17 protein-coding genes are annotated in these 20,249 nt (G+C 35.7%); 1 reads left to right on the top strand and 16 read right to left on the bottom strand.

All coding sequences use genetic code 11. From position 1 onward, the window contains the following. Window positions 1-114: 114 nt before the first annotated feature. The 14 genes from dnaJ to rimP all read right to left on the bottom strand — a co-directional run bounded on the left by dnaJ (window position 115) and on the right by rimP (window position 14,634). Window positions 115-1,287 (bottom strand): molecular chaperone DnaJ, encoded by a 1,173-nt coding sequence (gene dnaJ, locus ACTJFD_RS06225; RefSeq protein ID WP_442260432.1) that lies wholly within the window; start codon window positions 1,285-1,287, stop codon window positions 115-117. Window positions 1,288-1,434: 147 nt separating this feature from the next. Beyond that, a complete protein-coding gene (gene dnaK, locus ACTJFD_RS06220) occupies window positions 1,435-3,264 on the bottom strand; it encodes a molecular chaperone DnaK (protein WP_442260430.1) in 1,830 nt (609 codons plus the stop codon). Window positions 3,265-3,305: 41 nt separating this feature from the next. Then, window positions 3,306-3,866, bottom strand: a complete 561-nt coding sequence (gene grpE, locus ACTJFD_RS06215) for a nucleotide exchange factor GrpE (protein WP_442260428.1) — start codon at window positions 3,864-3,866, stop codon at window positions 3,306-3,308. 17 nt (window positions 3,867-3,883) lie between these two features. After that, window positions 3,884-4,933, bottom strand: a complete 1,050-nt coding sequence (gene hrcA, locus ACTJFD_RS06210; RefSeq protein ID WP_442260427.1) for a heat-inducible transcriptional repressor HrcA — start codon at window positions 4,931-4,933, stop codon at window positions 3,884-3,886. A gap of 264 nt (window positions 4,934-5,197) precedes the next feature. Next, the gene (hemW, locus tag ACTJFD_RS06205; RefSeq protein WP_442260425.1) at window positions 5,198-6,334 is read right to left on the bottom strand and encodes a radical SAM family heme chaperone HemW; all 1,137 of its coding nucleotides are present in this window, start codon (window positions 6,332-6,334) and stop codon (window positions 5,198-5,200) included. A gap of 1 nt (window position 6,335) precedes the next feature. Beyond that, entirely contained in the window at window positions 6,336-7,283 is a 948-nt protein-coding gene (ribF, locus tag ACTJFD_RS06200) for a riboflavin biosynthesis protein RibF (protein WP_442260423.1), read from the bottom strand. 11 nt (window positions 7,284-7,294) lie between these two features. Beyond that, window positions 7,295-8,212: a tRNA pseudouridine(55) synthase TruB gene (gene truB, locus ACTJFD_RS06195; RefSeq protein ID WP_442260421.1), complete on the bottom strand. Its 918-nt coding sequence runs from the start codon at window positions 8,210-8,212 to the stop codon at window positions 7,295-7,297. A gap of 181 nt (window positions 8,213-8,393) precedes the next feature. Beyond that, the gene (locus ACTJFD_RS06190) at window positions 8,394-9,353 is read right to left on the bottom strand and encodes a Gfo/Idh/MocA family protein (protein WP_442260419.1); all 960 of its coding nucleotides are present in this window, start codon (window positions 9,351-9,353) and stop codon (window positions 8,394-8,396) included. Between the two features lie 90 nt (window positions 9,354-9,443). After that, a complete protein-coding gene (rbfA, locus tag ACTJFD_RS06185) occupies window positions 9,444-9,794 on the bottom strand; it encodes a 30S ribosome-binding factor RbfA (RefSeq protein WP_442260417.1) in 351 nt (116 codons plus the stop codon). A gap of 20 nt (window positions 9,795-9,814) precedes the next feature. After that, window positions 9,815-12,202, bottom strand: coding sequence for a translation initiation factor IF-2 (infB, locus tag ACTJFD_RS06180; RefSeq protein ID WP_442260416.1), 2,388 nt, complete (start codon window positions 12,200-12,202; stop codon window positions 9,815-9,817). A gap of 25 nt (window positions 12,203-12,227) precedes the next feature. Further along, on the bottom strand, window positions 12,228-12,533 hold the full coding sequence (locus ACTJFD_RS06175) for a L7Ae/L30e/S12e/Gadd45 family ribosomal protein (RefSeq protein ID WP_442260414.1): 306 nt from the start codon (window positions 12,531-12,533) through the stop codon (window positions 12,228-12,230). Next, on the bottom strand, window positions 12,526-12,822 hold the full coding sequence (gene rnpM, locus ACTJFD_RS06170) for an RNase P modulator RnpM (protein ID WP_442260413.1): 297 nt from the start codon (window positions 12,820-12,822) through the stop codon (window positions 12,526-12,528). Before rnpM ends, ACTJFD_RS06175 begins: the two co-directional genes overlap by 8 nt. Before the next feature lie 22 nt (window positions 12,823-12,844). Next, window positions 12,845-14,140, bottom strand: a complete 1,296-nt coding sequence (nusA, locus tag ACTJFD_RS06165) for a transcription termination factor NusA (protein ID WP_442260411.1) — start codon at window positions 14,138-14,140, stop codon at window positions 12,845-12,847. Window positions 14,141-14,160: 20 nt separating this feature from the next. Beyond that, window positions 14,161-14,634 (bottom strand): ribosome maturation factor RimP, encoded by a 474-nt coding sequence (gene rimP / locus ACTJFD_RS06160; protein ID WP_442260410.1) that lies wholly within the window; start codon window positions 14,632-14,634, stop codon window positions 14,161-14,163. Window positions 14,635-15,057: 423 nt separating this feature from the next. Here rimP and abc-f point away from each other — a divergent pair, with 423 nt between their 5' ends. Then, a complete protein-coding gene (gene abc-f, locus ACTJFD_RS06155) occupies window positions 15,058-16,563 on the top strand; it encodes a ribosomal protection-like ABC-F family protein (protein ID WP_442260408.1) in 1,506 nt (501 codons plus the stop codon). 40 nt (window positions 16,564-16,603) lie between these two features. Here abc-f and ACTJFD_RS06150 read toward each other — a convergent pair whose 3' ends face one another. Together ACTJFD_RS06150 and ACTJFD_RS06145 are read right to left on the bottom strand one after the other, a co-directional pair. Then, window positions 16,604-19,279 (bottom strand): cation-translocating P-type ATPase, encoded by a 2,676-nt coding sequence (locus tag ACTJFD_RS06150; protein ID WP_442260406.1) that lies wholly within the window; start codon window positions 19,277-19,279, stop codon window positions 16,604-16,606. A 219-nt stretch (window positions 19,280-19,498) separates the two neighbouring features. Then, a complete protein-coding gene (locus tag ACTJFD_RS06145; protein WP_442260405.1) occupies window positions 19,499-20,245 on the bottom strand; it encodes a tRNA 2-thiocytidine biosynthesis TtcA family protein in 747 nt (248 codons plus the stop codon). Between the last annotated feature and the right edge of the window lie 4 nt (window positions 20,246-20,249).

Here is a 20,249-nt window from a genome sequence, read left to right as displayed (position 1 = left end):
CGTAATGATTACTCTTAACAGTACTAACAAATTGTAATAGATACGATTAAAAAAAGCAACTAAAAAAATAAAATAACTTCAAAAGTTTTTCAACTTCTAAAGTTATTTCTGTTTTTATTTACGTTTTTTTTTATTTCCAGAAGAAAAAGCATCTTTTACTTTATCAAAAAAACCTTCTTCTTGTTCAACCACCGCTTTACCGCCAGTTAACGTACCAAATTGGCGTAAAACCTCTTTTTGATCTTCTGATAGGTTTACAGGCGTTTCAACAACAACTGTAACATGTTGATCGCCATTTGTATTAGTACGTAATTTAGGTGCTCCTTTACCTCTTAAACGGAATGTAGTCCCCGTTTGAGTACCAGCAGGAATACGAAGTTTAACACGACCGTGAACTGTTGGAACTTCAATTTCATCACCTAATGCGGCCTGAACAATTGAAATTGTTTCTTTATAATAAATTTCAGAACCTTCACGTTCAAATATTGGGCTATCTTCGACCCTAAAAATAACATATAAATCGCCATAAGGACCACCGTTATAGCCAGCTTCACCTTGACCTGCTAAACGCATTTGTTGTCCATTTTCAACTCCAGCAGGCACATTTACTTTAACGGCATGTGATTTCATCATTCGACCAGAACCAGAACAAGTCCCACATTTCTCTTTAATCATCTTACCCGTACCTTGACATTCATCACACGTTTGACGACTCATCATCCGACCAAGTGGGGTTTGACGTTCAACATTAATTGTACCTGAACCATGACATTTCGTACACGTTTCCGGATGTGTTCCTGGTTTAGCTCCGCTACCATGACACGTTGAACACTCATCTTCACGATTAAAACGAATGTTTTTCTCTAAACCAAAAATTGCTTCATTAAAACTTAAATCTAACGTATATTGTAAATCTGCCCCTTGACGAGGTGCATTAGAAGCGTTTGAACGCCCTCCACCACCGCCTCCAAAGAAAGATTCAAATATATCTTCAAAACCACCAAAACCGCCGCCTCCAAAATCTTGGAAACCACCAAAACCGCCGCCTCCAGCACCGAAGTTTGGATCTGTACTAGAATGACCATATTGATCATACGCCGCACGCTTTTGAGGATCACTCAAAATTTCAAATGCCTCAGAAACTTCTTTAAATTTATCTTCTGCATCAGGCTCTTTATTAATATCGGGATGATATTTTTTTGATAACTTGCGGTAGGCTTTCTTAATTTCAACATCTGTTGCCGTTTTAGAAACGCCTAAGATTTCATAAAAATCTCTTTTTGCCATTGGACGTCATCCTCCATCTTTTTTGTTCCTTAAATATCTGTTAAATCATAACATAAAATCAGACCTTTAGGTACTACATTTACCATCTTTCAAGAAAGAAAAGCCAAAAGCACATTGCTTTGGCTTCTCTAATTTTAATGAAAAATGTTATTTATCATTGTCGTTGATTTCTTCAAAATCTGCATCGACAACATCGTCGCCACCTTCAGCTGCTTGTTCTGGATTTTCAGCTGCTTGTTGTTGCGCTGCTTGTTCATAAAGTTTAACCGTTAAGTTTTGAACGATTTCGCTTAACTCATCACGTTTTGTTTTCATTTCTTCAATGTTGTTTGCTTCAACAGCAGCTTTCAACTCATCACGAGCTGCTTCTGCTTTAGCTACTTCATCAGCATCGACTTTACCTTCTAATTCTTTCAATGTTTTATCCACTGAGAATAACAATGCATCAACATCATTACGTAAATCAACTTCTTCTTTACGAGCTTTATCAGCTTCCGCATTTGCTTCTGCATCTTTCATCATTTTATCAATTTCTTCATCTGTTAAACCTGAAGATGATTTGATTGTAATTGTTTGTTCTTTTTGTGTTCCTAAGTCTTTCGCACTTACGTTAACAATACCGTTTTTATCAATATCAAATGTTACTTCGATTTGAGGGATACCACGTGGTGCTGCTGGAATATCAGTTAATTGGAAACGACCTAATGTTTTATTATCTGATGCCATTGGACGTTCACCTTGCAATACATGAATATCTACAGCTGGTTGGTTGTCTGCTGCTGTTGAGAAGACTTGTGATTTACTTGTTGGGATAGTTGTGTTACGGTCAATTAATTTAGTAAAGACACTACCCATTGTTTCAATACCTAATGATAACGGTGTAACGTCAAGTAATACTACGTCCTTCACGTCACCTGAGATAACTCCACCTTGAATAGCAGCACCCATTGCTACCACTTCATCAGGGTTCACTGATTTATTAGGTTCTTTGTTTGTTTCTTTACGAACAGCTTCAACCACTGCAGGAATACGAGTTGATCCACCTACTAAGATTACTTCATCAATTTCTGAAGTACTTACGCCAGCATCTTTAATTGCTTGACGAACTGGTGTTTTAGTTCTTTCGACTAAATCAGCTGTTAATTCATCAAATTTAGCACGAGTTAACGTTACTTCTAAGTGAAGTGGTCCAGCTTCGCCAGCAGTAATAAATGGCAAGCTAATTTGTGTACTTGTTACACCAGATAAATCTTTTTTAGCTTTTTCAGCAGCATCTTTCAAGCGTTGAACAGCCATTTTATCTTTAGATAAATCAATGCCATTTTCTTTTTTAAATTCTTCTGCTAAGTAGTTAATGATTTTTTCATCAAAATCATCCCCACCTAAACTATTATCACCAGCTGTTGATAATACATCAAAAACGCCATCGCCTAATTCAAGGATTGACACGTCAAATGTACCACCACCAAGGTCAAATACTAAAACTTTTTCTTCTTTATCTGTTTTATCTAAACCATAAGCTAAAGCTGCTGCAGTTGGCTCGTTAACGATACGCTCAACTTCTAAGCCAGCTACTTTACCAGCGTCTTTTGTCGCTTGACGTTGTGCGTCATTAAAGTAAGCGGGAACAGTGATGACAGCTTTATCCACTTTTTCACCTAAATAGTCTTCAGCAAAACCTTTTAGATATTGTAAAACCATTGCTGAAATTTCTTGTGGTGTATATGATTTTCCTTCGATATCTACTTTATATCCAGACTCGCCCATGTAACGTTTAATAGAAGCAACTGTATTTGGATTCGTTACTGCTTGACGTTTAGCAACTTCACCAACTTGGATTTCTCCATTTTTAAAAGCAACAACTGATGGTGTCGTACGATTTCCTTCAGGGTTTGTAATAATTTTCGCTTCTCCGCCTTCTAATACTGATACTGCAGAGTTTGTTGTTCCTAAATCGATTCCAATAATTTTACTCATTATAAATCTCTCCTTATAATTTAAGTTTTAAATTTTAATTTTTATTGTGCTACTACAACCATTGTAGGTCTTAAGATCCGATCGTGCAATCGATAACCTTTTTGTAACACTTGAATAATTTCATCTGCTGTTTGATCGCCTTCAGCTGGCATTGTTTGAACTGCTTGATGTAGATTAGGATCAAAAATTTGGCCCTTCGCTTCGATTTCTTCTATGCCCACTTCTTTAAGTGCATGCAATAAACTTTCACGAACCATCTCAATTCCTTTACGCATATTATCCCCATGTTCATCCGTTGGTTCGATTGATAAAGCCCGGTCAAGATTATCCAATGCCGGTAATAAAGCTTTACCTAGATCTTGTGAACGATATTTGGCTGCTTCTTCACGTTCTTTCTTATTACGATTACGCATGTTAGCTAATTCAGCTTGCGCTCTTAAAAATTTATCTTCCATTTCATTTAAAGCTTTTTCTAATTCTTGAATTTTCTGATCTTGTTCAGTCAAGTCAGTCGCTGTTTCCTCAACAACTTGATCTGTTATTTCCTCATTTATTGCTTTTTCCTCTAGAACTTCTTCTTGTTTCGATTCTTCATTGTTCAAAATCAAACCTCTCCTTCCTAACTACTACTATTTGAATTACCTAGACTACGGTAATGTGATTCTAAATGTTCGGATAATTCATTTTTAAAGACATTAACCAATCCCGTCACCTTAGAATATGACATACTCGTGGGACCTAGTAAAGCAATAACACCATTTCCATGCTCGGAAACATCATAAGATGCTGTAATTAAACTTAAGTTTGATAAGAGTTTATTATTCATTTCATTACCAATTCTAATCTCAACTCCGGCTTCGCTAGGTACTATCAATTTACTCAATCGTTCAGTATCTGTAAATAAAGAATAGACAGATTTAAACTCAGAAATATCAGAAAAAATATCTGAATTCAATAAATTCATTCCACCACTTACATAAATTTGTTCATCAAACACTTGATGAAAAACATCTTCGAACAAAAGTAACATATGCGATGAATTAGTAAAATACCGTTGTAGAATCAAAGGGATTTCTGTTCTTAATTGATGATAAACCGTCAACAGGCTTTTTCCTATCAAGCGATCATTAATGATATTTATCATTTTTTCAATGTCACTTGATGAAACTTCTTCAGGAACAGTAAAAACCTGACTTTTAACATATCCTTTATCTGTCACAATCACAGCAATTAACTGATGACTATTCAGAGGGATAATTTTAAAACTTGTTAACTTTCTTTCTTTAACCTCTGGTCCAAGAGAAAAAGCAGTATAGTTTGTTAAATCAGATAAAATTTTAGCAGATACTTCGATAATTTCATTTGTGGCACTATACTTTCGATTAAACGATTGACGTATTCGATCAATTTCATTTAATGAAACATGTGATGGTTTCATTAAATGGTCAATATAAAATCGATAGCCTTCTGCTGAGGGGACACGTCCTGATGAAGAATGCACTTTTTGAATTAACTCTAACTCTTCCAATTTTACTAAATCGTTCCTAATTGTTGCTGAGCTAGCTTTAATCCCGCCATTCATTAACGTATTTGATCCAACCGGAACACCCGTTTCTGTGTATAGATGAACCAATAAACTAAAAATATTCAGTTGTCTTTCACTGAGCATCTCTATCACCTTCTCTTTAGCACTCTTTTAAAGCAAGTGCTAACTACAGTTAATAATATACCAACTATTAAATCACATGTCAATGAAAAACCTTCTTTTTTTAGCACTCGACTGAACTAACTGCTAAAAACGATTGTAAACCATTGGTATATCAACATTTAGTAAGACATGCTCGCTCTTTTATTTTTTAATTTTTTATTAAAGCTTCTTTTTAGTAAAAAATCGTCAAGACTAAGTCAGATCCTAGTCTTAACGAAATTTATTTTAAGTTGATAATAAAAACTTTTCAAAAACTTCATTTCCAAGTATCAGCCCTTTATCAGACAAAGAAACAAAGTCATCTTCTTTTTTCATCAACTCTTTTGCAATCATTTCTTGAGTAATTTTTCCATAGACATCATCATAGCGACAACCAAACTTTTGCTCGAAATGAGAAAGTGACACACCTTTTAATTTTCTTAGCCCTAAAAACATCTCTTCTTCCATTCGATTTTCTAATGTTAAATCTTCAACCTGAATAACCGGACGCTTATTTTGACGCAATGGTTCTAGATAATGTTGAATCGGTCCATGATTTTTATAGCGAATATTTCCAAGATAGCCACTTGCTCCAGCACCCAATCCATAATAATGCTCATTATTCCAATAAACTAGATTGTGTTGACTCTCATAACCTGGTAACGCAAAATTACTAATTTCATACTGATAGCGACCTGCTTGTTCCATCTTTTTAATGGCTAACTCAAACATATCACCTTCCACGTCAATGCCAGGCAAATGCAACCGCCCCTGACGAGCCCAATTATAAAACATTGTTTTATTTTCTAAAATCAATGAATACATTGAGTAGTGAGGTAAATCTAAAGCAATCGCTTTAGTTAGAGTATCCTCAAAACTTTCGATTGTCTGATTAGGCAAAGCATAAATTAAATCGACACTAACGTTTCTAAAATCCGCTTGTTCAAAAATTTTCATCGTATCAAACACATCTTGCGCTGTATGTTTTCGACCAATTTTTTTCAATAGTCGATCATCAAAAGTTTGAACCCCCATGGACACACGATTAACACCATGGTCTTGTAAAACTTTTAATTTATCTAGCGTTAAATCTCCAGGATTTGCCTCTACTGTAAATTCATCTTGATCATCAAAAGGCAAATAACGACGAACTCCTTCTAGCAGACGATCCAATTGTTTTGCAGACAAAGAAGTCGGTGTTCCACCTCCAATATAAATAGTTTCTGTTTTATTTGAAGGATAAACTTCTTTCGTTAATTTTATTTCTTTAATCAGAGCCTCAATATATTCGTCTACAGGTTGCCCTTCAATAAAAACCTTATTAAAATCACAATAAAAACAAATGTGCTCACAAAAAGGAATATGAATATATGCTGATGTCATTTTATTCTCCTAACTGGTTAAAATAACCTTCAGTATCTTGTTGATCCTGTTTTAATTGTTCAACTAGTCCTTCTACGCCATCGAATTTTAATTCATTACGAATAAAGTGATACCAAGCAACAGAAACATGTTCTCCATAAATATCTTGATCAAAATCTAAGATATTAACTTCAATTGTCATTGGTCGGTCAGCTTCAAAGGTAATATTATAACCGATTTGCGCCATACCAAGATGCCACTTGTTAGCCACTTTTATTTTGACTGCATAGACACCGCCTCGGGGTAATAACGAATTTGCATGGGGAGCAACATTAGCCGTTGGAAAACCCAAGGTACGTCCCCGTTTATCTCCATGGACAACCAAACCGCTAATCTGATAAGGATAGCCAAGACAAAGATTTGCTTCTTCCATATTTCCTTGTGCCATCAATTCACGAATTCGAGTTGAACTTATTTTTTCGACCTTATCAACTTCCTTCGGGACCTCGACAATTTCAAATCGTCCTTTAGCGTAATCAGGTAAGGTTGCCATATTCGCTACCTCTCTTTTACCATAGGTGTAATCAAATCCTGCGACGGCAATTTTCACATGTAACTCCACTAAATACTGATCAACAAATGCTTGAGGAGAAAGATTGGCAAATGACGATGTAAATTCAATCACATATAAATAATCCACTCCCAAATGCTCCATTTGCTTTTTCTTTTGATCAATTGTTGTCAGATAGCGCAATGATTGAACGGCATTTTTTTTAAAAACAACAGAAGGGTGATGATTAAATGTCATGACCGCTAATTTTAACCCTCTAGCATCTGCCGTTTTTTTTGCTGTTTTAATCACTTTTTGATGCCCTCGATGAACACCATCAAAAAATCCTAAAGCCATCACCACTTCCTCTGTCGGAATTTGATTTTTTCGGTAGGGATGGTGGATCTGAATTGTTTGCATATTAAACACTCCTAATCATTTCGAAAAACTTTTACTGGTTTTAACATTCCTTTTTTAGTCGGATGGAGACCATAAATTGAAATCGCCTGTTCACCATAAACTAAAAGAAGCGGCCATTCCTTTGACGTTGTTCCGAAATAACTCTCTGGAACAACCAACCCATTTTTGATCTCTTGATATTGGTTATCGGATAACTCTAAGCTTTGAAACGAACGAACCCCATATTCTAAAGGAAAAAAATGCTTTTCTGCATCATTCTCTTCCATTGATTTGCGTAGTGTTTCAATCGTTACGGCCTCGGCGACTGAAAAGCCACCACTTTTAAGACGTGTCAAATCAGACATATGTGCTGCGACGCCCAAAGCTTTACCGGTATCAACCGCTAATGTCCGAACATACGTCCCTTTGCCACAAGTTACTTCAAATCGCCAGGTTTGTGTTTTATTTTCTGGATGATACACTACATCACTTGTTCGACGATAATCTTTGATTTGCGCAACACGAATTGGACGTTCAACTTCTTCGCCCGCTCTCGCATAATCATACAAACGACGGCCATTAACTTTAACTGCAGAATACATCGGGGGTTGTTGCTTTATCTCACCCATAAAAGACGCCATAGCCGCATCAATTTCTTCCGCTAAAAAAGGCTGATCAATGAACGTTGTTTCAACAACAGCTCCCGATTTATCTTCGGTTTCAGTAGAAAAACCCAACGTGATTTCTCCTTGATAAACTTTATCTGAATCTTGTAAGTATTCAACAACTTTTGTCGCACGCCCAACACAAATAGGAAGAACTCCATCAACATCTGGATCCAAAGTTCCACTGTGCCCGACTTTTCTTGTTTGCAAAATTTTTCTTAGCTGAAAAACACAATCATGGCTTGTCATACCACGCGGTTTCCATAAGGGAATAATTCCTTCCATATCAACTTCTCCTAATCTAAAATATCTTTAACATTATAACATAGTTAAGAGATGACGTAAGCTTTTATCACCTGATAAAATTAAATGCCATTTCTTTTTTATCAACTATTGAACAAATAAAAATGAGCAATCTAGCGATTTGATTGCTCATTCTTATCAGCTTTAATACAACAGTTCTAAACTACTCTAAGTTCCAACCCCATTGCTCACGCATTTCATCCATAATTTCAATTACTTTTAATGTCGTTTCTCTCACATCTTGCCCTTCAATTTCACCTGAAATATAGGCATTCATTCGTTCTAATTCATAATTGAATAGTTCACGATGTGATCCTACGTTCAACTTTTCTTTTTCACCTGTATTATAAATCACGGTGCCTTCCTCAGCACGTGGAAACTCTTCAATCGTTAAATAGCCTTCATCTCCAGATAGAATGATTTGCTTAGGCATTCTTCCTCTGAAAGAAAAAGAAACACTTGCTAATACTTGCTCTTCATTCGTTAATAAAGTTAATGATTTTTCATCCACGCCAGTATCAGCCATAATTACTTTTGTTGCTAGTAGTTCGGTTTGCTGTCCTAATATAAAAACTGCTGCAGATAATGCATAGGTCCCAATATCAAATAAAGCTCCGCCTCCTTTTGCTAGTGAGAAAAAACGATTTTCTGGATCATATTCTTTGCAACTACCAAACGTTATATTAAGTCCACTCATTTTACCAAGCTTTTTAGAATGAATTAATTTTTCAACTTCTCGATATAAAGGCATATAAAAAAGACTCATCGCTTCAAGTAATACTAAATCCCTATCTTTCGCTAAACTAAATAATTCGCGAGCTTCACTCCCTTGCAAGACCATGACTTTCTCACATAATACATGCTTATTCGCCAAAAGTGCCTCTTTGATATAAGTATAATGAGTTTGATTAGGTGAACCAATGTAAATCATATCTAAATCCTCTAAGAGAAAGTCATTATAACGACTAAATTTTTTATCAATTGCATACTCTTCTGCAAAACGAGAAAGTGAAACGGGATTCGGATTAAAAACTGCTTTTACATCGTATTGAGTACGATCAATCATTTTTAAAAATTCATGGGCAATCGAGCCAGTCCCAACCACACCTATTGTTTTAACCATTTTATCAAATCCTTCCTAGTTACCTACTTTCATTCTAGCATAACCCAGAGCATAAAAAAAACCTAGACTTTCAAAAAGTCTAGGTTACTTTTAATCTTGTTTATTCAATTTATTAATTAATTCATCAATGTGATTACCATAAGCAACCGATTGATCTACCTCAAAGGCAATCTCAGGAGTTTTATAAATTTGTAAACGTTGGCCTAATTCTCGACGAATCAACCCCGTTGCTTTTTCAAGCCCTTTTTGAACTTTCTCCTTTTCAGAAGCTTTTTCAGCTAACGAACTATAATAAATTGTTGCTTGCTGCAAATCACCTGTAACACTTACTTCAGTAATAGTTACATTTTCTATTCGAGGATCGCGAACTTTCTTTTGTAAAATATCGTTCACTTCACGCATGATTTCTTGTGCGACACGACGATTACGATAGTTAGCCATTGATTTGCCCTCCTAAAAATTTATTTTGGTTTAATTTCTTCCATGATGAATCCTTCGATAACATCATCCACTTTTACATCATTGAAGTTCTCAATTGTTACACCACATTCAAAACCTAGTTTCACTTCTTTAGCATCATCTTTAAAGCGTTTCAAACTAGCTAAATCGCCTTCGAAAATCACGATACCATCACGAATTAAACGAATACCGCTATCTCGACGAATATAACCTTCCGTTACATAACAACCAGCAATCGTTCCAACTTTAGAAACCTTATAAGTTTCACGAACTTGCATTTGACCTGTGATTTTTTCAACAAATTCAGGATCTAACATCCCTTTCATTGCTGTTTCAATCTCTTCAATTACTTTATAAATAATACGATGTAAACGAATATCTACTTTTTCTTGATCGGCTTGGACACGAGCTTGTGGAGTTGGTCGAACGTTAAATCCAACAATAATTGCATTACTTGCTGAAGCTAATGTAATATCACTCTCGTTAATTGCTCCTACAGCTGAATGGACGATTTTAACTCGAACACCCTCAACATCAATCTTATTTAAACTTGCTGCTAACGCTTCAGCAGTTCCTTGAACATCTGCTTTGATAATCACGTTAACTTCTTTGATTTCACCATCTTTCAAGCTTTCAAATAGGTTATCCAAAGTAACACGACTATTCACAGTACGATGTTCCATTAAAGCACGTTTTGCACGTTCTTCTCCGGCTGCACGAGCTGTTTTTTCATCATCAAAGGTTACAAAACGATCACCCGCTTGAGGAACATCATTTAAACCAGTGATTTCAACTGGTGTTGCAGGCCCCGCTGTTTTATCACGGCGACCAATATCGTTTGTCATCACACGAACACGTCCGTGCGTATTACCAACAACAATTGGATCACCAATTTTTAAAGTTCCTTGTTGAACTAATAAAGTAACAATCGGTCCTTTACTCTTATCAAGACGTGCTTCAATAACACTACCAATTGCACGCTGTTCTGGATTCGCTTGATAGTCTTCAACTTCAGCAACTAGTAAAATCATCTCTAATAGTTCTTCAATATTATCGCCAAATTTAGCAGAGATAGGTACAAAAATAGTATCGCCACCCCAAGCTTCTGGGATCAAGCCATGTTCACTTAATTCTTGCATGACACGATCAGCATTCGCTGCTGGTTTATCAATTTTATTGACTGCAACAATAATTGGAACTCCTGCTGCTTTAGCATGATTGATCGCTTCAACCGTTTGAGGCATTACACCATCATCAGCTGCAACGACTAAAATAGTAATATCTGTAATACTTGCGCCACGAGCACGCATACTTGTAAATGCCGCATGTCCTGGAGTATCAAGGAAAGTAATTGGTTTTCCTTGGACTTCAATTTGATACGCTCCAATATGTTGCGTAATTCCACCCGCTTCACCCAATGTCACACGTGCATCACGTAATGTATCTAAAAGTGTTGTTTTACCATGGTCAACGTGCCCCATAATAGTAACAACCGGTGGTCGAGAAACTAATTTATCCTCATCGATGGCCTCAACTTCAAAGAATTTATCAATATCAGCTACATCTTCTTGAATTTTTTCTTGAGCTTCCATTCCATAATCAGTCGCTAATAATTCAATTGTATCTTTATCAAGCGCTTGATTTTGGTTAACCATAACACCTAACATAAATAATTTTTTAATAATTTCTGCTGGTTCACGATAAATTTTCTTAGCAATATCTGCTACATTCATACCTTCAGTATAGATTAACACTTCTGGCAATTCTTTAAATTTACGTGGTGGTACTGCCGGTTTTGTTGATGGGTTATATTTACCCTTACGTCCTCGGTGATTACGATTATTTCGTTTGTTATAACGATTGTTAGGTTGATTTCCTTGTGGACGATTTTTACTGCCTTTAGCCGGTTGATTATTTGATTGTTGACCCGTTTTAGCACCCTGAGCACTATTTGTTGTCCCTTGAGTCGGTTTTGTATTCGACTGAGTTGTCGGTTTTTGCGTACTTTTTACTGGTGGTGTGTTTTTAGTCCCTTGGTTATTTTTTTGCGTTTGGTTTGTTTTCGCACCTTGCGTTTTTTTATTATCTGATTGAGTGCGATTATTTGGATTCTGTTTATTCACATGAACATCCTTACTTTGTTTTGTATTTTCTGATTTTTGGCTAGAATGACCTTGCTTAGTAGTAGGCTTGTTGTCTTTTTTTGGCATGATTTTTTTTTCAGGTGACGCCTTATCTACTAATTGTTTACGAATTTTCACTTCATCATTAGGTGAAACAGTACTCATATGGTTTTTGACATCAATTCCTATGGTATGAGCTTTTTCAACTAAATCTTTACTAGTAACATCTAATTCTTTCGCTAATTCGTACACGCGTTTTTTACTCATGCAATCACCATCCTATTCTTTTTATTTATTCTTTCATTAGTTCACTCATCTTTCGAGAAAATCCTCTATCTTTTATTCCAACGATACCTCGTTTTTTTCCTATCGCATGACCTAACTCAGCCTGCGTACAAAAGGATAAGAGTGGCGTATCATATGAATGACATTTATCATTCATTTTTTTTGTAGTATTTTGACTCAGATCATTACCTATAATGACCAAATTAAGTTCTCCTGCACGAACAGCTTGCAGGGTTGTTTCTTCTCCAGAAACTAGTTTTCCTGCTCTCATAGCTAATCCAAGCAGATTTAAAACTTTTTGTTGATTATTCATTCGCAAATAGCTCTCTTCTGGCTTTTTGATGTTTTACATAGCCTAGTAATTCTTCATAAAACTCATCTGATAATTTTACATTTAATAAACGATCTAGGATCTGCTTATCCCAACTAGACTGCACAACATCTGGTTCCATAGATAGATACGCTCCCCTACCTGGCATTTTACCACTCGGATCAATAGAAACCTCGCCTTCTTTAGAACGAACGATGCGTATCATTTCTTTTTTAGGTTTCATTTCATTAGAAACGACACATTTACGCATTGGGATTTTTCTTTTTTTCATCTATCTCGCCCCCATAGTTTACTTAGTCGTCTTTTTCAACCGCTTCTTCTTCAACTGTTGCTTCTTCTAATACTTCTTCGACTGCACTTTCAGCTAGTTCTTCGACTGTCTCCACGGCTTCATCCAATTCTTCAACAGCCTCTTCAACAGTTTCAAAAATATTAGCTAATTCAATATCAGCAATCTCATTGGCTAATTCTTCAGCTTCTACTGCTTTTTCCGCTATTTTTTCGGCCATTTTAAGCGCTTGTTCTTCTTTAATTGCTTTTTGTTCAGCTAATATTTCTTCAAACTCTGATTCAGGTTTAATATCAATTTTATAGTTTGTTAACCGTGCCGCTAAACGGGCATTTTGCCCTCTTTTACCAATTGCTAGAGATAATTGGAAGTCCGGTACAATAACGGTACAAGAGCGTTGAATCTCATCAAACATAACCTCAACTACTTGAGCAGGATTCAAAGCATTAGCAATAAAGACTGCCGGATCAGCATTCCATTCGACAATGTCCATATTTTCACCCTTAAGTTCATTAACAATCGCTTGAACTCGTTGTCCTTTAGGTCCCACACACGTTCCAACTGGATCGATATCAGGGTTTTCTGATTTCACCGCAACTTTTGAACGATCACCAGCTTCACGAGCGATACTTACGATTTCTACTTCACCATTATATACTTCTGGTATTTCTTGTTCAAACAAGCGTTTAAGCAAGTCTGGGTGACTTCGACTAACATAAACTTGAGGTCCTTTTGAAGTATTTTCAACTTTGTAGATATAAACTTTTATTCGATCATGAGGTTGGTAAATTTCATTTGGAATTTGATCTTGTTTCGATAATACCGCCTCAAGTTTACCTAAATTAACATAAATATATCGTTTATCTTGTCTTTCAACAATGCCTTGCATGATATCATTTTCATAAGCACTAAACTCATTATAAATAATAGAACGTTCTGCTTCACGGACACGTTGTAGAATGACTTGTTTTGCTGTTTGTGCAGCAATTCGACCAAAATCTTTAGGTGTTACTTCAAAGTGAATCATATCACCTATTTCATAAGCCGGATTGATGGTTAGAGCTTCTTTTAAACTCACTTCAAGTTGAGAGTCCATCACCTCTTCAGTTACTTCTTTAACTGAATAGATATGAACATCCCCCTTTTTTTCATCAAATTTAATTTCAACATTTTGTGCTTGTCCATAATGCTTCTTATAAGCAGAAACTAAGGCTGCATCAAGAGCTTCTATGACAATCTCTTTCGAAATTCCTTTTTCTTTTTCTAGAGCATCTAGTGCGCCCAACATATCTTTGTTCATCTTCTAACTTTACCTCCAGTTTAAAATTTAATTGCTAAGCGAGCTTTTGCAATGTTTTTTCGATCAAAAATAATCTCTTTTTGTTGTGTTTTAATCGTCACAGTCAATGTTAAATGATCCGCATCTAATGCTTTTAAGTAACCTTGATACTGTTTTTCACCTTCAACTGATTGATAAAGCGAAACATTAATATATTCATTTAACGCATTTTCATAATCGCTTTCTTTTTTTAAAGGTCGTTCTGCCCCAGGAGATGAAACTTCTAAAAAATACGCATGAGGAATCGGGTCAGGATTGATGGTGTCTAACTTTTCACCCACTTTTTCACTAATAAGAGCACACTCATTGATATCGATACCTCCATCTTTATCAATAAAAACTCTTAAAAACCAATTTTTTCCCTCTTTGACATACTCGATATCTACTAATTCAAAAGAATAGTGATTCGTAATGGGTTGAACTAAACCTGTTACAACCTCCACAACATTTGCCAAGCGTTTTCGCCTCCTTTAATTATCTATCAAAATTCATCAAAAAGAGTGAGCGTCAAACGCTCACTCTTTTCCGGTTATCTAATACTTTTAAATTGTATCACATTTCGACTTGCTTTTCAATTATCTTAGTTATTTTAGTCAAAGGAATCCTTTTGACTTTTAAAATTATCCATGTTAGTCTGTATTTATTACAAAAAACGGAGGGATCATCCATTGATTTTATAAACCAATTCAAACAAATAATAAATGCAATATTAACAACTCTAGCCATTAGAGGTACGAATCTGCATTTTTTAGAATTGGTCAAATTAATAAAATCAAAATAGCCTTTTTATTGATTCTTATTATATATTTTCAAGACCGATTCTTAAAACAGAATCGGTCTTTTTGAGTTGTTTTAAACAAAGAAAGGTGAACTTAAAAATGAGTATTATAAAAATTGATCACTTAACATTTACACACGACGGCTCAACTGAACCTCTTTTTCAAGATGTTTCTTTAAACCTAGATGCTAATTGGAAATTAGGTTTAGTGGGTCGTAACGGACGAGGAAAAACAACGTTCCTATCCCTTCTACAAAAAAAACATGAGTTTAGTGGAACTATAGAAACACAACTTCCCTTTTCTTATTTTCCACAGCATGTTGAAAATATAGATAGTTTAACCTATCTCTTAATCGATGAATTAACAACAGTCGATCAATGGCAAGTTGAAAGAGAATTAACTTTACTTGGAACTTCTTTGGACTGTCTATGGCGTCCTTTTAGTTCGCTTTCAGGCGGTGAACAAACCAAAGTTTTATTAGCTTTGCAATTTGCCAATCCTGACTGTTTTCCTCTCATCGATGAACCCACAAACCATCTAGATCATAAAGGACGCCAACAAGTGGCTTCTTATTTACAAAATAAAAAACAAGGATTTATCGTCATTAGTCATGATCAACATTTTATTGACCAAACAGTCGATCATATTCTTGCCCTTGATAAAGCGAAAATAGTACTTTACCAAGGAAATTATGCTACTTTTCTAGAACAAAAGGAAATTGAAGATCTTACAGAAGAACAAGAAAACGAAAAACTAAAAAAAGAAATTGATCGTTTAAAGCAAACCGCGCGTAAAAAAGCTGAATGGGCTGGAAATCGTGAGAAAGACAAGTACGGAGACTCAAAAGTAAAAAATAGTGGTGCGGTTGGCGATACCGGATTTATTGGTGCTAGAGCAGCACGTGTCATGAAAAAATCAAAACAATTAAACGAACGAATGAATCAACAAATTAGTGACAAAGAAAAATTATTAAAAAATCAAGAAACAATCAGCCCTTTAACTATGAATGTCATAACTGATAATCATCCAATTGTCTTAACTCTTGAAAATGTCACACTATCTTATGATGGAGTTCCTTTATTTAAGCCAATTTCATTCCAGTTGAATCGCGGAGATCGAGTCGCCATTACTGGTGAAAATGGGATTGGAAAATCATCCTTAATCGATGCGATTAAAGGAAGTTTTGAGGGGACTATCTCTGGTGAAATTATAGTTTATTCTCAAAAAAAGTGGAGCTTTCTACAACAAAAGTTTGAAACATTAAACCACGGGAGCCTCCAAGACTTTTGTGAAACTCATCAATTAAGTTTAGAAGATTGTTTAAACAATTTGAGAAAACTCGGAATTGAACGACATGTTTTTGAGCAACCAATTGAAAATATGAGCATGGGACAACAAAAGAAAGTCGAACTTGTTAAATCGCTAATTACTCCCAGTCATTTTTATATTTGGGATGAGCCTTTAAACTATCTTGACCTTTATAACCACGAGCAAATCATGACTACTATTTTAAACGATGCTCCTACTCTTTTATTTATTGAACATGACCAAACTTTCATTGAACAAGTCGCAACAAAGACAATCGAATTATTACCTTATCAATAAAAAAAGCCGCCTCCCAAAACTTAAGGGAGACGGCTCTTTTTTATTGATTTTTTATTGCTTTTCTTTGGAAAAATTTAACCACTTCAACAATTGGAATGATTGAGAATGACGCCCCCAAAACAATTGCCCATTGGTGCATATCTAAATGCGCCACACGAAAGACGTCATTAAATCCTGGTATCACAATTGTTATTGCTAGTAACGTAAAGGATAATAGAATAGCATAATTAAAAATTTTATTTCTAAAAGCACCTACAGTAAAGAGTGAGTCGTGAACTGATTTTACATTAAAAGCGTGGAATAATTGAATCAATCCCAACGTCGCATAAGACATCGTTAGTGCATCTGCGTGAATCGCTAGGTTATCTCCTACATGAACAGGGTTAACAATAGCCAAATAATAAACACCTAATGTGATCGCTGCTTCTAAAACACCTTGATAAATGATACTACTAAAAACCCCTCCAGAGAATAAATCTGAATCACGTCCTCTAGGTTTTTGCTTCATTACATTTTTCTCGGCAAGTTCTAAACCTAGCGCAATCGCTGGGAATGTATCGGTCACGACGTTAATCCATAACAAATGAACGGGTAGTAACGTATCCCAACCCATTAGTGTTGCAATAAATAAAGTTAAAACTTCACCTAAGTTAGCAGCTAATAAATATTGAACTGTTTTTTGAATGTTAGAAAATACTTTACGGCCTTCTTCAACAGCAACAATAATCGTTGAAAAATTATCATCGGCAAGTACCATATCACTCGCACCTTTAGATACTTCTGTCCCGGTAATCCCCATACCAATTCCAATATCCGCTTGTTTTAGTGCAGGAGCATCATTAACACCATCACCCGTCATTGCGACTACCTTATTATCTTTTTGCCAAGCTTTGACAATTCTTACCTTGTGTTCAGGTGAAACACGAGCATAAACAGAATAGTTTTCAATATTCGCAGATAACTGTTCATCCGACATTTCATTCAGCTCACTACCAGTAATTACTGCAGCATGCTCATTCTCTGTAATAATCCCTAAACGAATGGCAATTGCTTCAGCCGTATCACGATGATCACCAGTAATCATAACCGGGCGAATACCAGCTTCTTTCGCTACTCGAACAGCCTCTTTCGCTTCCGCACGCTCTGGATCAATCATTCCTACTAAACCAGCAAAAACTAAATCATTTTCTAAAACATCTGGCGTTAATTCGTTTGGTAATTCAGGAACAATCTTGTAAGCCATCGCTAAAACACGTAACGCTTGCTTAGCTAATTGTGTATTCATTGCTAAAATCAATTGCAACTCTTCATCTGTCATTGTTACGACACCCTCGGGCATCTCAAATTGAGCACAACGTTTCAATAAAACATCTGGTGCCCCTTTTACAGCAACAAGATATTGTCCATCTGCTAATTCATGAACCGTCGTCATTAACTTACGATCTGAATCAAAAGGTAATTCACCAACACGAGGCTCTAAAGTTAGGCTTTCTTTCAAATCAAAGCCAACATCTAAACCAAATTTAACCAGTGCTGTTTCTGTCGGATCACCAATTAATGTTCCATCGTTAGCAAACTTACTATCATTACAGTAGTTCATAATTTTCAACGTACGATCACTCAATGGTAAATTTTGAAATTCTTCAAACAACTCATTTTTCGTATAAATCGCTTCGACAGTCATTTTATTTAATGTTAATGTCCCTGTTTTATCAGAACAAATAATATCAGTACTTCCCAACGTTTCAACTGCTGGTAGTTTTCTAACTAACGCATTTCTTTTCGCCATTTTCTGTGTACCAAGTGCTAAAATAATCGTCACAATCGCTGGCAACCCTTCTGGAATAGCCGCAACTGCTAATGAAACAGAGGTTAATAACATTTCAATCCACGTATGTCCTCCACGCAACATACCAACAGCAAACATAATGACACAAATTACAATAATTGCTAAAGATAAAATTTTACCTAACTTATTTAAATTTTCTTTTAACGGCGTATTTGTTTCATCGGCTTGAGCTAACATATTTGCTATTTTCCCGACTTCCGTTGACATCCCTGTGCCAACAACAACACCCGCACCACGACCATATGTGACATTACTGTTCATAAAACACATATTGATTCGATCGCCAATACCAGTATCTGTTTCAGTTAGAGTGGTTAATTCTTTCTCAACAGGAACAGATTCTCCTGTCAATGCTGCTTCTTCGATTTTTAATGAGGCAACCTCAATTAAACGTAAATCAGCTGGTACTACGTCTCCAGCTTCAAGTAGCACAATATCGCCTGGCACTAAATCAGTACTTTTTACAGTCTCCGTCATTCCATCACGACGAACATGTGCATTTGGCGTTGACATATCTTTCAATGCTTCAATGGCTTCTTCAGCTTTTGCTTCTTGCACAACCCCAAAAACAGCCATAATAAAAACAACCACCACAATCATAATGGCCTCAATTGAATCACCCATAAAAAATGAAATAATAGCAGCAATTAACAGAATGACAATCATGACATCTTTAAATTGATCTAAAAATTTGCTAAGTAATGTTTTTTTCTGCCCCTCATCTAGTTGATTGTGACCATATTTTTCTAACCTTTGACCGACTTCTTCGCTAGATAACCCTTTGTCTGTAGTTTCTAACTCCGCAAGAATTGTATCTTCCGAATCAAGATAATACAAACGTCCTTGTTCTTTCTTCTGTTGTTCCATCTATCTTCCTCCTTAATTCTTTATCGCCAGTCAAAAAGAAAAAAGACTTATACTTACCTTTTCGCAAGGCAAGCATAAGTCTCACTATTTAAGACAACACCATAATAAGAAAAATCAGAGTTGTTGATGTTGTCACAGTATTGAAACTGCTAGTTACTCCCTTACGACATGTTCGATAAAAGTAGTATAACACACATTACAAATAAATTATACTTTACCTTAAGTCTTTCTCAGAATAGACCACTCATTACCAACCTCATGCTCCATACCTTGAACAAACCTTTTTTTTACTAAAGGATAATCCTCTGTTAAACGTGCTACAAATCTTTTGGTTTCTTCGCGTTTCGTCTTTTTATCAACGGGACACGGATTAGCAATGACTGGTAGTTGGTGGTAATCCACCCAACGAATAATCTCTTTTTCCTCTAAATAAAGCATGGGACGAATAATATGAAGCTCGGCCTCTGATAAAAAGCTGATAGGTTCGAAACTCTCTAAAAGACCGTGATAGAAAAAATTCATAAAATAGGTTTCAAGAGCGTCATCTAAATGATGGCCTAACGCTACCTTAGAACACCCCAACTCTTTACCACGTTTATATAGTATTCCTCGACGTAGTTTAGCACAAAGAGAGCAAGGATTTTTTTCTTTTTTTATATCAAAAACGACCTTAGCTATCTTGGTGGGTACAATTTCTAATTCATAACCTCGTTGCTCGACAAACTCTTTCATTGGCGTTAAATCCATTCCAAATCCCATATCTAAAGTAATCGGTACGATTTCAAATGGATAACCTAAACGTTCTTGCTTCGACAAAGTATCGAGAAATGTAAACAAACTAATACTATCTTTGCCACCACTCATCCCAACAGCCACCTTATCATGAGGTAAAATCATCTCATAATTTAAAATGGCACGACGAACGGGGTTATAATAATTTTTATTTTCTTGGTTTTTAAAGCTCATTGTT

The organism is Vagococcus sp. (genome assembly GCF_052102835.1).
Taxonomy (GTDB): Bacteria; Bacillota; Bacilli; order Lactobacillales; family Vagococcaceae; genus Vagococcus.
This window is presented reverse-complemented; position numbering and strand designations above follow the sequence as displayed.

Coding starts and splice junctions, on each gene's coding strand:
- dnaK (WP_442260430.1), bottom strand. CDS start 3,264: ATGAGTAAAATTATTGGAATCGATTTAGGAACAACAAACTCTGCAGTA.
- abc-f (WP_442260408.1), top strand. CDS start 15,058: ATGAGTATTATAAAAATTGATCACTTAACATTTACACACGACGGCTCA.
- hrcA (WP_442260427.1), bottom strand. CDS start 4,933: ATGCTCAGTGAAAGACAACTGAATATTTTTAGTTTATTGGTTCATCTA.
- ACTJFD_RS06190 (WP_442260419.1), bottom strand. CDS start 9,353: ATGGTTAAAACAATAGGTGTGGTTGGGACTGGCTCGATTGCCCATGAA.
- nusA (WP_442260411.1), bottom strand. CDS start 14,140: ATGAACAAAGATATGTTGGGCGCACTAGATGCTCTAGAAAAAGAAAAA.
- ACTJFD_RS06150 (WP_442260406.1), bottom strand. CDS start 19,279: ATGGAACAACAGAAGAAAGAACAAGGACGTTTGTATTATCTTGATTCG.
- rnpM (WP_442260413.1), bottom strand. CDS start 12,822: ATGAAAAAAAGAAAAATCCCAATGCGTAAATGTGTCGTTTCTAATGAA.
- ACTJFD_RS06145 (WP_442260405.1), bottom strand. CDS start 20,245: ATGAGCTTTAAAAACCAAGAAAATAAAAATTATTATAACCCCGTTCGT.
- dnaJ (WP_442260432.1), bottom strand. CDS start 1,287: ATGGCAAAAAGAGATTTTTATGAAATCTTAGGCGTTTCTAAAACGGCA.
- hemW (WP_442260425.1), bottom strand. CDS start 6,334: ATGACATCAGCATATATTCATATTCCTTTTTGTGAGCACATTTGTTTT.
- ACTJFD_RS06175 (WP_442260414.1), bottom strand. CDS start 12,533: ATGAATAATCAACAAAAAGTTTTAAATCTGCTTGGATTAGCTATGAGA.
- infB (WP_442260416.1), bottom strand. CDS start 12,202: ATGAGTAAAAAACGCGTGTACGAATTAGCGAAAGAATTAGATGTTACT.
- truB (WP_442260421.1), bottom strand. CDS start 8,212: ATGGAAGGAATTATTCCCTTATGGAAACCGCGTGGTATGACAAGCCAT.
- ribF (WP_442260423.1), bottom strand. CDS start 7,283: ATGCAAACAATTCAGATCCACCATCCCTACCGAAAAAATCAAATTCCG.
- rbfA (WP_442260417.1), bottom strand. CDS start 9,794: ATGGCTAACTATCGTAATCGTCGTGTCGCACAAGAAATCATGCGTGAA.